At 69.3% G+C, this 14,188-nt stretch carries 12 protein-coding genes and 1 tRNA gene; 9 read left to right on the plus strand and 4 right to left on the minus strand.

Annotation, left to right across the window (positions count from 1 at the left end):
• Window positions 1-280: 280 nt before the first annotated feature.
• The 3 genes from OG953_RS21145 (at window position 281) to OG953_RS21155 (ending at window position 2,252) form a co-directional block, all read left to right on the plus strand.
• On the plus strand, window positions 281-1,144 hold the full coding sequence (locus OG953_RS21145; RefSeq protein WP_405686117.1) for a bifunctional DNA primase/polymerase: 864 nt from the start codon (window positions 281-283) through the stop codon (window positions 1,142-1,144).
• 173 nt (window positions 1,145-1,317) lie between these two features.
• Complete coding sequence (locus OG953_RS21150; protein ID WP_405686118.1) at window positions 1,318-1,908, plus strand: DUF6232 family protein; 591 nt, start codon at window positions 1,318-1,320, stop codon at window positions 1,906-1,908.
• Window positions 1,905-2,252 (plus strand): hypothetical protein, encoded by a 348-nt coding sequence (locus tag OG953_RS21155; RefSeq protein WP_405686119.1) that lies wholly within the window; start codon window positions 1,905-1,907, stop codon window positions 2,250-2,252. Before OG953_RS21150 ends, OG953_RS21155 begins: the two co-directional genes overlap by 4 nt.
• A 431-nt stretch (window positions 2,253-2,683) precedes the next feature.
• Here OG953_RS21155 and OG953_RS21160 read toward each other — a convergent pair.
• Together OG953_RS21160 and OG953_RS21165 are read right to left on the minus strand one after the other, a co-directional pair.
• A tRNA-Ser gene (locus OG953_RS21160) sits at window positions 2,684-2,771 on the minus strand.
• 50 nt (window positions 2,772-2,821) lie between these two features.
• Window positions 2,822-4,318 (minus strand): S1C family serine protease, encoded by a 1,497-nt coding sequence (locus tag OG953_RS21165; RefSeq protein WP_405686121.1) that lies wholly within the window; start codon window positions 4,316-4,318, stop codon window positions 2,822-2,824.
• 242 nt (window positions 4,319-4,560) lie between these two features.
• Here OG953_RS21165 and OG953_RS21170 point away from each other — a divergent pair, with 242 nt between their 5' ends.
• The 3 genes from OG953_RS21170 (at window position 4,561) to OG953_RS21180 (ending at window position 7,230) form a co-directional block, all read left to right on the plus strand.
• Window positions 4,561-5,394 carry a glycerophosphodiester phosphodiesterase gene (locus tag OG953_RS21170; protein ID WP_405686122.1) on the plus strand — a complete coding sequence of 278 codons (834 nt, stop codon included), beginning with the start codon at window positions 4,561-4,563 and terminating at the stop codon, window positions 5,392-5,394.
• Between the two features lie 53 nt (window positions 5,395-5,447).
• Window positions 5,448-6,062, plus strand: a complete 615-nt coding sequence (locus tag OG953_RS21175; protein WP_405686124.1) for an ATP-binding protein — start codon at window positions 5,448-5,450, stop codon at window positions 6,060-6,062.
• A 202-nt stretch (window positions 6,063-6,264) separates the two neighbouring features.
• Window positions 6,265-7,230, plus strand: a complete 966-nt coding sequence (locus tag OG953_RS21180; protein WP_405686125.1) for a DUF5926 family protein — start codon at window positions 6,265-6,267, stop codon at window positions 7,228-7,230.
• Window positions 7,231-8,094: 864 nt separating this feature from the next.
• Here OG953_RS21180 and OG953_RS21185 read toward each other — a convergent pair.
• On the minus strand, window positions 8,095-8,817 hold the full coding sequence (locus OG953_RS21185) for a bifunctional DNA primase/polymerase (protein WP_405686126.1): 723 nt from the start codon (window positions 8,815-8,817) through the stop codon (window positions 8,095-8,097).
• Between the two features lie 621 nt (window positions 8,818-9,438).
• On the opposite strand from OG953_RS21185, the gene OG953_RS21190 reads away from it, so the two are divergent.
• Window positions 9,439-10,809 (plus strand): PP2C family protein-serine/threonine phosphatase, encoded by a 1,371-nt coding sequence (locus OG953_RS21190; protein ID WP_405686128.1) that lies wholly within the window; start codon window positions 9,439-9,441, stop codon window positions 10,807-10,809.
• A 135-nt stretch (window positions 10,810-10,944) separates the two neighbouring features.
• Window positions 10,945-12,408: an aminopeptidase P family protein gene (locus tag OG953_RS21195; RefSeq protein WP_405686130.1), complete on the plus strand. Its 1,464-nt coding sequence runs from the start codon at window positions 10,945-10,947 to the stop codon at window positions 12,406-12,408.
• 47 nt (window positions 12,409-12,455) lie between these two features.
• Here the strand turns inward: OG953_RS21195 and OG953_RS21200 are convergent, their stop codons facing one another.
• Window positions 12,456-12,983, minus strand: a complete 528-nt coding sequence (locus OG953_RS21200) for an ATP-binding protein (protein ID WP_405686132.1) — start codon at window positions 12,981-12,983, stop codon at window positions 12,456-12,458.
• A 260-nt stretch (window positions 12,984-13,243) separates the two neighbouring features.
• Between OG953_RS21200 and OG953_RS21205 the strand changes: the two genes are divergently transcribed.
• Window positions 13,244-14,047: a hypothetical protein gene (locus tag OG953_RS21205; RefSeq protein ID WP_405686134.1), complete on the plus strand. Its 804-nt coding sequence runs from the start codon at window positions 13,244-13,246 to the stop codon at window positions 14,045-14,047.
• Window positions 14,048-14,188: the final 141 nt, after the last annotated feature.

Below are 14,188 nucleotides of genomic sequence, written 5' to 3' on the forward strand. Positions count from 1 at the left end.
TGGCCGACCGCCCCGGTGTTGGTCACGACGTCGCGAGACCAGAGTTGCCCACCGAATCCCCGGCGAACCACCCATGTGATCCGGTTCCCCCGCAGGCATGAGGAACACCCGATAAACCCTCTCGCGCCCCCAGAGCCCCAGCTCACACCCCTCCTGCGCCCCCTTCCGCCCGTCCGGGCCACCCGATCCCGCACCCCCCGAGAGAAGAAGCGTTCCGGCACCCGGCCCTCCAGGCCCCACTCCTCTTCCCTTCTTCGAACACCTGTACGAAAATAGAGTCATGGCCATCACCGACCGGCAGACCGCCACCCTGGCCCTCGCCCACGCACTCTCCGCAGCCGAGCGCGGGCTCCCCGTCATCCCGCTCTCCGCCGGCAAGCTCCCCGCCCTGCCCTCTCCGCACCGGAAGGAAGACCGGCCGGTCACCTGCCGGGGCGCCTGCGGTCTTCCCGGACACGGCGTCCACGACGCCACCACCGACCCCGCCGCCGTACGCGCCCTCTTCGCCGCCGCCCCCTGGGCCACCGGCTACGGCATCGCCTGTGGCCGGCCCCCGCACCGCCTCATCGGCATCGACCTGGACATCGACGCCACCGGTCGCAACGAATCCGCCGTCTCCCTCCAACAGCTGGCACTTCACCACCTGTTCACCATCCCTCCGACCGTCACGGTCCTCACCCCCAGCGGCGGCCGCCACATCTGGCTGACCGGCCCGCCCGGCGTTTGCGTACCGAACTCCGCGAGCCGACTCGCCCCCGGAATCGACATCCGCGGTGCCGGCGGCTACCTGGTGGGCCCGGGCTCGGTCACCGCCCATGGCACCTACCGGCTCGCCCCGGGCACCGCCGACCTCCCGCCGGCCCCCTGCCCCCGCGCACTCCTCCACCTGCTCACACCCCCCGCGCGCCCTCACCACCCCACGCCCCGGACCGACCAGGGCCGGGGACTGGTCCGGTTCGTCCTGGCAGCACGCGAGGGTCAGCGCAACACACGGCTCTTCTGGGCAGCCTGCCGCGCCTACGAACACGGCTTCGGCGACGCCCTGGCGGACGCCCTCACCCACGCCGCCGTCCGCACCGGCCTCACCGAACGCGAAGCCCGCGCCACCATCGCCTCGGCGGCCCGCCTCACCAGGGCCACGTGAACGGCTCAGGGACCACCCCGTGAATCGAGACGGCCCCGCGCATCGAACGCCATCACGCCCGACGACGTGACAGGGCGCTGAGATTGGCTGCATTTGGTCTCTCATCGGGCGGGGGGTGCGCGTACTTAATGGTCCCCACGCATGCGCAGAGCCGACTACGTACGGGGGAACTCATGGAGAACACCGGGACCGCGGGAATCCCACTGCCCGCGCCACCGCCGCCCCGGACCGGAACCGGCGTCGACCTCAAGGTCGGCAGACGGCTGCTGTGGGTGGGGGAGGCGGCGTATCCGCTGCACAACATCACCCGGGTCCACACCTTCGAACTCAGACCCAAGCGCATGGAAGCCTTCATGAGCTTCCTGAAATGGCTCGGCATCACGTTCGTGGTGTTCATCCTGCTCCAGATGAGCGACGAGAGCTCGTCGTTCGACGACGAGAGCGCGGGCGACTCCGCCGACACGCTGTGGCTCCTCGCCATCGCGATCGCGATCGGCCTGGTCGTGCGGCTCGTGAAGGATTTGGCCGCACCGTCCGAGCACGTGCTGGCCGTCGAGACGTCCAGCGCCTCCAGCGCGCTGGTGACGCTGCCCAATCCGGACCAACTGCGCCAGCTGGTCCGGTACCTCGTCAACGCCATCGAGAACCCGGAGGCCGAGTTCCAGGTGCGCGTGGAGCGTGTGCTGGTCAATCCGAAGAACTATCACTTCGGTGACAACGTGAACATGTACGGCGGCCTGTTCAACACGGGGGTGAGCAAGTGAGCAACGGCAACTCCCACCACTACGGCAACAACATTCACGGCGACAACGTCAATATGTACGGCGGTACGGGCAACACGGGCATCGTCAAACACCAGTCCCCGGCTCTGCCGGAGGCGATCGGGGAGCTGGTGCGGCTGCTCCAGGAGCTGCGCGGTGAGCTCGCGCCCGCGAGCGCGCAGGTCGTCGACGACTCCCTGTCTGCGATCACCTCCGATACGAGCGCTCCGCAGGAGCGGCACCGCGCCCTGATCGCCGTGGCCACCATCGCCGCGACGGTCGGAGCGCTCGGCCAGCCGGTCGCCGATGCGGTCAACAAGGTCCTGGGGCTGCTGGGCGCCCAGTAGGACAGTGCTACTGAGATCATTCGCAGTGCTCCGCCCTTCAGGACTCTGCTGGGGAATGCGTGATTCGGGCTGTCACGCCGCGAGCGTGAGAGCTTCAAGGTGGGAGGTGCGGGCCGCGAAGTGGGGTGCCGGTCAGCCATCGGTCGAGGCGGATGATGTCGGCGCACGGCACACACGGATGCCAGGGAGGGAATCCCCCACACTCATGCGGGGGAGGAGGTCAGCGACAGCCCGGACCATTCCGAAGGAACCCGTAAAAGCGCAGATCAACAACGTGTGGACCGGGCGTGGACCGATAGCCGTGGTCCACGCCCGGTCCACACGCGCTGATCCGAAGCGGCACAGCGGCGGTTCAGAGCAAGGCAGGCCCTACGCCGAAGGGGTGTCCCTGGACCGGGGCACCCCTTCAGATCAGCACGCTGTCCGCCCTGTGGCGGTGGGTGTGGGATTTGAACCCACGGTGACTCGCGCCACGACGGTTTTCAAGACCGTTCCCTTAGGCCGCTCGGGCAACCCACCCCGCGCCCTCGGCCCATGGACCGAGGTTGACGCGAGGACAGCCTAGCCGGTCAGCTGTCGCCCTTGCGCTCCCCCAGGGTGACTTCGGCCGTTGCCGTCCTGCCGTCGCGCTTGTAGGTCAGTGTCACCCGGTCGCCGGGCTTGTGGGTCCAGATCTCGCCGATCAGGGTCGGGCCACTGTCGATCACGGTGTCGTCGAACTTCGTGATGACATCGCCCGCCTCAAGGCCCGCCCGGTCCGCGGGACCGTCCTTCGCCACGGCTGCCGTACCGCCGGCGCCCTGGTCGGAGATGGCCGCGCCGCCGGTCCTCTCGTCCATCGCAACCGTGGCGCCGATCACCGGGTAGACCGGCTGGCCGGTCTTGATCAGCTGCTGGGCGACGTTCGTCGCCTGGTTGATCGGGATTGCGAAGCCGAGGCCGATGGAGCCCGCCTGGGTCTGACCGACACTGCTGCCGGTCGACTGGATGGCCGAGTTGATGCCGATGACCGCGCCGCGCGCATCGAGCAGCGGGCCGCCGGAGTTGCCCGGGTTGATCGAGGCGTCGGTCTGCAGGGCGCTCATGTACGAGTTGCTGCCACCGGAACCGTCACCGGAGGCGACCGGGCGGTTCTTGGCGCTGATGATGCCCGTGGTCACCGTGTTGGACAGGCCGAACGGGGCGCCGATCGCGATCGTCGAATCACCGACCGCTACCTGGTCCGAGTTGCCGAGGGGCAGCGGAGCGAGCCCCGACGGCGGGTTCTTCAGCTTCAGCACGGCGACGTCGTAGCCCTGCGCCCGGCCGACCACCTCGGCGCCGTACTTCTTGCCGTTGGAAAACGTCACCGTGAGCTGGCCGTTGTCCGCCGCGGAGGCCACCACGTGGTTGTTGGTGAGGATGTGGCCTTCCTTGTCGTACACGAAGCCGGTGCCCGTACCGCCCTCGCCGTCACCACTCTGCGCATCGATGGTGACCACGCTCGGCAGCGCCTTGGCCGCCACGCCCGCGACCGTGCCGGGATCGCGCTTGAGGTCCTGCGGGTTGGCCGACGCCGCGACCGTGGTCGAGCCGTTCCGGTCGGCCGCCCAGTAGCCGAAGGCGCCGCCGATACCGCCCGCGATCAGCGCCGCCGCTGCCACTGCGGCCACCAGGCCGCCCATACCTCGCTTGCGCGGGCCCTCCGGGGAGTGGAGCTGGGCCGGGGCACCCCAGACCGGACCGGCGCCGCCACCGTCCGCGCCGTGGTGCACGTACGCGGGGACGGCGGGAGGGGGCGGGGGCCAGTTGGCTTCGGCGGCCGACTGGAGCCCGGGGGGAGGCGTACCCGGCACGGAAGCCATGGGGGTGGTCGCGGTGGCCGGTTCCTCCGTCGGGGGGTACGGCTGCTGCGCCTGGGGCGACTGCTGCGCGGCTGCCGCGTCCGGCGTCTGCGGGGACGCCGGGGCGTCGGGCGTGCTCTCAGGTGACCCCTGAGGAGCATCGGCCGGCACTGGAGGTACGGACGGAACGGACGGAACGGCCTCGGCCGCAGTGCCCTCGTTGCCCTCGTTCTCTGTGCTCACAGCTCTTTAACTCCTCGGTTCCACATCATTTTCGGCAAGAGATCCGCTGCGTACGTGTCCCTGGACAGCTTTTCCCAAGGCACGTCAGGCCACTGTAAGCAGGACCTGTGCATCCGCACACCAATCTTTACATCCGGCAAAACGGTCCCCCGGTACGAGGTACCCACAGCCGCGTCGCAAGGTGCGGACGCCCGTGCCGCGAGCTGTACGCAGCAGTCGCTTCTCGGTGACACCATGACGCAGTGACCCACGCACGGCAGCAATCCACGCACCATTCCATCCAGGTCATTGCCCACCGAGGTGCGTCCGACGACGCCCCCGAGCACACCCTGGCCGCATACCGGAAGGCTATCGAGGACGGCGCCGACGCGCTGGAGTGCGATGTACGGCTCACCGCCGACGGCCACCTCGTCTGCGTACACGACCGCCGGGTGAATCGCACCTCCAACGGCCGCGGCGCCGTCTCCACGCTGGAGCTCTCCGAGCTCGCCGCCCTCGACTTCGGCTCCTGGAAGGACCGCGAGGAGTCGGAATCCCCGGACTGGGATCCGGTACCGGGGGAACTCACCTCCGTGCTGACTCTGGAGCGACTGCTCGAACTGGTCGCCGAGACACGGGCAGCCGGGCGCCCGCTCCAGCTGGCCATCGAAACCAAGCACCCCACCCGCTGGGCGGGCCAGGTCGAGGATCGGCTGCTGCATCTGCTGAAGCGCTTCGAACTCGACGTCCCGCCGACCGAAGGCCCTTCGCCGGTACGGATCATGAGCTTCTCGGCACGCTCCCTGTACCGCATCCAGGCCGCGTCCCCCACCCTGCCCACCGTCTATCTGATGCAGTTCGTCTCGCCGCGCCTGCGTGACGGGCGACTGCCGGCCGGGGCGCGGATCGCCGGCCCGGGGATGCGGATCGTACGCAGTCACCCCGGCTACATCGAGCGGCTGCACCGTGCCGGCCATCGCGCGCACGTCTGGACGGTCAACGAACCCGAGGACGTCGAGCTCTGCATCGATCTCGGCGTCGAGGCAATCATCACGAACCGCCCGAAACAGGTTCTGTCACAACTGGGACGCTCTTAACATCAGTTACACGGAGTACACCGGCGCATTCGAACCGTATTCGATCGTTACGAGTGCGTCACTGGCAGGCGATTGGCCGGTTTCCGGTCCAGTCCGGGAGGGCATCCACTCCGTGGCGTGGGGCAAAGGAGGTCTCGGGGGTGGCGTTGGTGGTGGCACAGGAAGTGCCCACGTCGTCGAGCATGGCCGTACCCCATGGCCCTGCGGGCGTGGGTCAGGCGCGGCACCGGATGCGCGAGCAATTGCGCAGCTACGGGGTGCCGGATTCGGTCGTCGACGATGCTGTATTGATCCTTTCCGAACTACTCAGCAATGCCTGTCGGCACGGCAGGCCGCTGGGGCGACACACAGATGTGGGTGACGGCGACATCCGCGCCGCATGGCACGTGGACAGAACAGGCGGCCTGACCGTCGAAGTGACGGACGGAGGCGGTCCGACCCGACCGATTCCGGCCACACCGTCGGTGACGGCGCGCGGCGGCCGCGGGCTCAACATCATCAGCGCGCTCGCCGAGGAGTGGGGCGTACGCGACAGCTCGTCCGGCGAGGTCACCGTCTGGGTCCTCGTCAGCGAGGGGCACGGGCGGATGTCCGGAGTACAGGGTGTGCCGGATGTGTCGGGGCTCGACGGGCGGGGCTTCGCGGACGCCTTCGACGACATGGGCTGACGTTCCTGCACGGGTACGGATCTCCGCGGTGACGGCGGCGACACAAGCGCCCGTACCGGCACACGTGTCGACGGACAGGCGTACGCGCGGGCGTTCCGCACTCCCGTACCGCCGGGCGCGCAGGCGGATGTGTCCCGGACGCGACACGGGCCGCTAGGCTCGCGGCCCAGACCGCACTGTCGCAATCGGGAGAAAGCCCACCATGGCCAAGAAGCGCCCTCAGACCAAGGCCGGGAAGCAACAACTCAAGGACGGCGAGATCCCTGTGGTCGGGGCTCGCGAGCCCTGCCCGTGCGGTTCGGGCCGCCGCTACAAGGCGTGTCACGGCCGCGCCGCCGCCCAGGCGGTGACCGAGCTCGTCCACCGCCCCTTCGAGGGCCTGGCCGGCGAGTGCGACTGGGTCGCCCTGCGTGAGCTGGTACCCGCGGCAACGGTCGAGCTGACGCTGAAGGGCGGGCTGCCCGAGGGTGTACCCTCCGTGACTCTCGCGACCGTCCTGCCCATGGCGTGGCCGGCGCTCCGCCGCGACGACGGCTCGGTGCTGCTCGCCCTGCAGAACGACACCCCGTCCGGTGACCTCGGCCGTGACCTCGCGGACACGCTGCAGCGGGCGCTGGCCGCCGAGCCCGGTTCGCCCGTGGCCGCCCGGCGCGCACCGGCCGACGGTCCACGGCTGCAGGACGTACTCGACCCCGATGCGACGTTCGAGCCCGTTGTCCACTCCGGCTTCGAGTTCTGGGTTCCGGACGCGGAGAACGCCACGCCCGAGGTGTCCGCGTCCCTGGAGCGCGCGAACGAGGCGGCGATCCCGACGACCCTGCTCTCCGGCGTGGACGCCGCGTACTGGTGCGAGACCCCGGAGAAGAACCACCTGCGCTGGGTCATGCCACACCCCGAGGAGCAGCTCCTCGACGCGCTCGCCCGGCTGCACGCCGCAGGCACCTCCTCGCTGGGCGAGGGGACGCGGCTGGTCGGCTCCTTCCGGGCGCACGGGCTGATGGTCCCGGTCTGGGATCTGCCGAGCGCGATGGGGGCCGCGGAGTGCGAGAAGCCCGCGGCCGAGCTCGCGGAGCGGCTGACGGCGGCGCTCGCCTCGGACGCGCCGCTCACCGCCGAGGAGCGGCGGGCCCGTGGCGGGCTCACCAACCGCCAAGTGACGCTCAGCTGACAGTGACGACCCCCGGGCCCGTTCGGTGATGCATGTCACAACTCGCCGTACCCACAGGTAAATCGCTGTCCTAATACGCGAGATCGAATTTGCGAACGGCAGATCTCTTGTTACCGTTCTAGAAGCCCGGTCGCTGGTGCATCCCCCGTCGCCAGCGATCGGGCATCCTCATTTCCGGGTACGGCGCACAGCGCGCGACGCGGCGCACGAGCCCGCGTACGATCCCCTCGCCGGCGCAACCCGGCCCTCGCCCCCCCACGTCGGGCCCCGGCAGCCCAGCACCTGTGCACCGGCGTCAACCCGGCGCGACAGAGCCCGGATTGACAACGGGCCGCCACCGGCAGCCGAGCCTCCTGCGCCGACGCGCCGCCGGTTCCGCCGGAGTGACCGGCCTCGGACAGAAGCCGGAACACCCTTATGGATACCCTTTCACAGAGTCACTCGAATAAATCTTCGAAGAATGCTTCGAGAGAGTTCCGGAAGATCCAGCAGAAATCCCTACGCAGACGCACTTTGCAGCGGCAGACTTTGCATTGACCAGCATGAGACCGGGGCTGATGGAGTGGCCGGGAGAAGACGGGGGAAGACGGGCGCGGGGCCGAAGCTGTGAACGCTGCCACGCCCGTGATACCGATCACGCGGAGAATCACGCGACCTCACCTGTCGGCATCTGCCGATGTCCGTCGGCTTCGCCCGACTTCCTGACGGCCCATCAGAAATGTCGGTGGAATATGAACACCCCGGTGCCGCACGCCCTTTTTACACCTGGGACTCAGGTCGGCTCACCTCCGAACGAGTGAGCCGACCGCGGATTCCGCCCCCACAGGGGCGCGGCGCACCCGCCAACCGCCCGCCGACCACTCGTCAGTAGGCGAGCCGACTTCCGCCGTCCGGTGCACTGTTGCTCGCCTCCACCAGTGCGTCGAGTACTGCCCCCACATCCGGCAGCCACGGCGTGGCGGATGTGGGGACAGGCTCCCCCCTGTCCGGGCGCGGCCGGGAGATTGGGGAAGGAGCCCGTTCCCAGCGCACCTGCCCTGCCCCCACCTCGGACGGCGGAAGGACGAGATAGCCACCCTCGCCGTGGAAACGCAGCGAGCTGGGCACCCGGTCCTTGGCGTGCAGCAGCTCGCCGAGCCGTTCGAGGGTGTACGGAGCGACCAGCAGCGACCACCGGGTCGGCGTCGCCACCACGGGGCCGAGCCGCACGCCCATCCGGTCCAGCTCGGCCAGCGCCCGGGCGGCCGCCACGGCCGGCAGGCTCAACGCGCACGGGGCGCGTCCGCCGGTGGCCAGCACGATCGGGGCGGTGGGCCGGTTGGCCCACCACCAGCGCACCATGCGCTCGTCGGTGGTCGCCGCCAGGAGACCGGGATCGAAGGGGTGTGCACCGGGTACGGCGCACTCGGGATCGGGACAGGCACAGCCACGGTCACGGTCACCGCGACCACCGGCCGCCTCGAGTCCCACTCCGGGGAGCACGGGCCACTGCCATGCGGTGGCACAGGTCAGGACCGCGTCCAGTTGGGCGGGCCTTACCCTGCGCCGGAGCCGGAGCCTGCGTCGCCTTCCGAGGATCTCGCGCATGAGCGCTCGTTCCTTTCCGTTGAACGCCGAGGGTCCACATCACACCACGCGCGCATCACAACGCGCGTTCATCACTTCACTGTGCGTACACGCTCTTCAAATCTGCGGTACGGGTGGGTCGTCGGTACCGAGCATGCGCTGAGCCGGGTCGAGCAGGGGCGAGACGGGCCGGACACAAGCATGGCGAGGAACAGCGCACGTATCGCGCCTGCCGTCCCAAGGTGCAAACCCCGCCACTCGGGGGTGGGGGCGTGGCCGTCACAGATGAGGACGTCCGGGCCCGCTGCCAGGTTCCGGGGCGATCAGAACTACCCCTGGTCATCATCGATTACGTACCCAGCATGCCCGAAATGACGCTCCCTCTGGGACTTCACCCCGAGAACACCCCCTGTCGAGCACACCCAGTCGACCGCAAATAGCCGCCATAGGGTGCATTTTTTGGCCAACTTATGAGTCACTTGGACACCACAGATCCCGCAGGGACAATGCTGGACATGGCCTTACTTGTGCGTGTACATGTGGATGCTACGTGTACACGTGGATGCACTGATAGCGGCGCAGAATGACATGGGGGTTTGCGATGCTATTCGACGAAACGCACCGGCGGGAAAGCCGACTGCCATGAGCGCCCCGCACCTGCCGAAAGTGGCTGGAATCGATCCCATGATTCCTGTTTCAGCGCACACTGCCGGTTCTCTGTCCGAAGTACCGGCCGCCCCCGGAGCGTTCATCCAGGACCGGCTGGCCGGCTGGGTCTCCGACCTCACCACGCTGCACGAACTCACCGAGCGACTGGCCAGAACCAGCACGCTCGACGATGCGCTGCACGAACTGCTGGACGCCGGAGCCGCCCTGGTCGGCGCCCGCCGCGGTCTGGTCGTCTTCGAACCGTCCGACCACCGCGGCCCCGTAAGCACCATCGGCCTCGGATTCACCCATGCCGAGCTCGGGCACATCGAGACGGTGCCGCGCAGCGCCACCTCCTACGGCCGGATCCTGGAAGGGCTCCCGGACGCCGAAGGCGCGCAGACCACCCCCGATCTACTCGGCGACACCAGCCTGGATCCCCGCCGCCGCGAGGTCGCCGCCCGGCTCGGATACGCCGCCAGCCACGCCCTGCCACTCACCGCCGAGGCGACCGGCAGACTGGGTGCCGCCGTCTGGCTGTACGACGAACCCGCCGAACCACTGGAACGCCAGTGCCATCTCATCAGCCTCTACGCCGGATACGCCGGCGAGCATCTGGCCAGGCTGCTGGAGTTGGAGCGGGCCAGGGCAGATGTCGCCACCGTCACGGAGGAGCTGCTGCCCAGCCGACTGCCCCGGGTCACCGGCGTACAGCTGGCCGCACGCCATCGCACGGCACCGCAGGGCGGCGGCGACTGGTACGACGCGCTGGCGCTGCCGGAAGGTGCGCTCGGTCTCGCCGTGGGCTCGGTGAACGGCTCCGGCCCGAGCGCCCTGGCCGCCATGGGCAGGCTGCGTGCCGGTCTGCGGGCGTATGCGGTGATGGAGGGCGAGGATCCGGTAGCCGTGCTCTCGGATCTGGAACTGCTGCTGCGGCTGACCGAACCCGCCCGTTCGGCAACCGCCCTGTTCGCCTACTGCGAACCCGCCCGCCGCAAGATCCTGCTGGCCGGCGCCGGCCACACCCCGCCACTCGTGATCGGCGACCGGCGCACCGAGTTCATCGAGACCTCGGTCTCCGCGCCGCTGGGCATGCTCGCCTGCTGGGAAGCGCCCAGTGTGGAGATCACTCCCGCGCCCGGCGAGACCGTACTCCTCTACACCGACGGGCTGCTGCGCCGCACCGGCGACTCGATGGACCGGGCGTTCGCACGGCTCCACACGGCGGCTGCGTGCGTACCGAAGGCGCTGCGTGACGACGCCGGGTCCGTTGCCGACCATGTGCTGCGGACCGTGCTGCCGAACGGGCTCGACCAGGGCGACAGCACGGAGGACGTGGTCATTCTGGCCGCGCGCTTCGACTGAGCCGGCCACCCCGCCCCGACTGCGCTGTGCAACCCGCCCCGGCCAAGCCGTGTAACAGGTCTTCCGGCCCTGTGCCCCCTTCCGTACGCCCGTACGATGGACGGGGTCCAGTGTCATATCAAGGAGAGACAAATCGTGGCTGAGGAGCTCACCCCGGAGAACCCGGAGACCGAAGAAGAAGAGACGGTCAAGCAGCGGAAGAACGGCCTGTACCCGGGCGTCTCCGATGAACTCGCCGCGAACATGAAGTCCGGTTGGGCCGATACCGAGCTGCACGGCCTCGAACCCATCGCCCAGGCCGAGCACACCGCCGCCCGCCGCGCCGCGCTCTCCGCGCGCTTCCCCGGTGAGCGTCTGGTCATCCCCGCAGGCAAGCTGAAGACCCGCTCCAATGACACCGAGTACGCCTTCCGCGCCTCCACCGAGTACGCGTACCTCACCGGCGACCAGACCCAGGACGGCGTCCTCGTACTGGAGCCGACCCAGGACGGGCACGAGGCAACCATCCACCTGCTGCCGCGCTCCAACCGCGAGAACGGCGAGTTCTGGCTCGACGGTCAGGGCGAACTGTGGGTCGGCCGCCGTCACTCCCTCGCCGAGGCCGAGCAGCTGCTTGGCATTCCGGCGAAGGACGTGCGCGAGCTCCCGGCCGCGCTGGTCGAGGCCACCGGCCCGGTCCGTAACGTCCGCGGCCACGACGCCGGCATCGAGGCCGCGCTGACCGACAAGGTCACCGCGGAGCGCGACGAGGAACTGCGCGTCTTCCTCTCCGAGGCCCGACTGGTCAAGGACGCCTTCGAGATCGCGGAACTGCAGAAGGCCTGCGACGCCACCGCACGCGGCTTCGAGGATGTCGTCAAGGTTCTCGACAAGGCCGAGGCGACGAGCGAGCGCTACATCGAGGGCACCTTCTTCCTGCGCGCCCGCATCGAGGGCAATGACATCGGCTACGGCTCGATCTGCGCGGCCGGCCCTCACGCCACCACCCTGCACTGGGTGCGCAACGACGGCGCGGTGCGCTCCGGCGAGTTGCTGCTGCTCGACGCCGGTGTGGAGACCAATGACCTCTACACCGCCGACGTGACGCGCACCCTTCCGATCAACGGCACGTTCACGCCGCTGCAGCGGAAGATCTATGACGCCGTGTACGAGGCCCAGGAAGCGGGCATCGCAGCCGTCAAGCCCGGTGCCGACTACCGCGACTTCCACGACGCCGCGCAGCACGTGCTCGCCGAGAAGCTCGTCGAGTGGGGCCTGCTGGGCGACCTGTCCGTGGACAAGGTCCTGGAGCTGGGCCTCCAGCGCCGCTGGACGCTGCACGGCACCGGCCACATGCTCGGCATGGACGTCCACGACTGCGCCGCCGCGCGGACCGAGACGTACGTCAACGGAACGCTTGAGCCCGGCGTATGCCTCACGGTCGAGCCCGGTCTCTACTTCCAGACCGACGACCTGACCGTCCCCGAGGAGTACCGGGGCATCGGCGTCCGGATCGAGGACGACATCCTCGTCACCGAGGACGGCAACCGGAACCTCTCCGACAAGCTGCCGCGCCGGGCCGACGAGGTCGAGGCGTGGATGGCTCAGCTCAAGGGCTGATCCGGAACGTCCGGCAACGGACCTCCAGGCGTCGAAGGGCGCCCCGCTCAGGACACCATGAGCAGGGCGCCCTTCCGCCATTTCAGGACCTTGTCGAAACTCACCACGGCGCCACGGCCGGGACGGTTGCCGAAGTGGACGTGATCGGCAAGCTGCTCGATCAGACAGAGACCCCGGCCGTCCTCCGCACTGAGCGACGGGTACAGCTGGGGATCGTGCTGCTGCGCGGAAGTACGCAGCGTGCACCGGGCGGGGAAACCGGGCCCCGAATCGACAACTTCGATACGGCACTTCTCGCTGTCCAGATAAGCGGTGACCCGGTACTGCCCACAGGCCGCCCCCGTCGGCTCGTCCCATACGTCCCACGGATCCCGGCCGATGCTCTGTTCACCCTGGGCCCTGTGATCACCGCCGTGCTCAACAGCGTTGGCACAGGCCTCGCTGAGCGCGACCGAAAGGTCGAAGGAGATCTCCGGATCCACGCCCGCGGTCTCCATCGCGCCCAGCAGGAAACGACGGGCGAGCGGAACACTCGCAGCCTCGCGCCGCAAATGGAGGGACCACCAGATGCTCATGCTCCAGCCTCCTGGCTGCGGCTCGACATACCGATACGTATTGCCGCGCAGGACCGTTCGTAAGCACAGACCGGATGTGAGACCGCTCATTCGGCGGATACCAGCACTCCATACACCCGTGTATGCCAGACCCGGCCGGATGGCCCCGACCGGTGTCCAAACCGGTCACAGCGGCCCCGGCCCGCATCCAATCGGACGGAAAGTGACCTTCCGGACCTGCCGTACGGAGTCCCGGGGCACGGTGCGATGATGACCCCGCCATGTCTATGCCTGTCGCACGCGCCGGAGCCGGTCTGCGGCTCCTGAGGGCCGCGGTGTTCACCGCGGTCTGTGTCGCGCTGTCCGCGGCAGGTCACTCCCTGGCTTCCTGCGCGGCTGTCCCCTGGTGGACCCTGCTCGCCGGATTCCTGGGGATCTTCGCGGTGACGGCGCCGCTCGCCGGACGCGAGCGCTCACTGCCGTCCATCGCCGCCGTGCTGGCCGGCGGACAGATCGCCCTGCACATCCTCTTCGGCGTGGGTACGCACACCACCTCGACGGACACCGCGGCGGGCGACGACTCACTGATCCGGTTCGCGGCAAGCCTCGTGTGCGGCCTGGGCCCCACACAGTTGAACGCCGCCGAAGCGCACCGCATCGTCACCACCGCGGGCATCGACCCGGCGTCGGTGACGGCCGGCGGACACCAGCACACGGCCTCCGCAACCGGCTCGGACCCGGCCGCCCTCGCCGGTCTGCTGCCCAGCCTGCCCATGCTGCTCGGCCACCTGCTGGCCGCCGTTGCCACCGGCTGGCTGCTGCGACGCGGCGAGATCGCCCTGTTCCGGCTGGCCCGGCTCTCCGCGCACGGCGCCCAGCAGGTCGCGGCCGGAGCCCGGTTGCGTGCGCTGCGCGCCGCGCTCGCGCTCGTGAACGCCCTGCGCGCCGGACTTCCCGGGAGCGCGGCAACCGGGCCGCGCACCCCCCGTACCGCGGCCGACGCCCCGGCCCCGGCCACCGGGGACCCCTTGCAGCACATGGTGATCAGGCGCGGGCCGCCACCCGTATACGCACTCGCAGCCTGACGCGACACCCTCCACTCGATGCACGCACGACTCGGCTCACGCACCCACCCGGTGCCGTGCGAGTAGGCATACGCACGCCGCACATGAGGTAGAGGTGTCGCGATGTCGTCGCGCACCCGCGCGTCGGACCACCTTTCCTTC

The organism is Streptomyces sp. NBC_00057, from assembly GCF_045041165.1.
Taxonomy (GTDB): Bacteria; Actinomycetota; Actinomycetes; order Streptomycetales; family Streptomycetaceae; genus Streptomyces.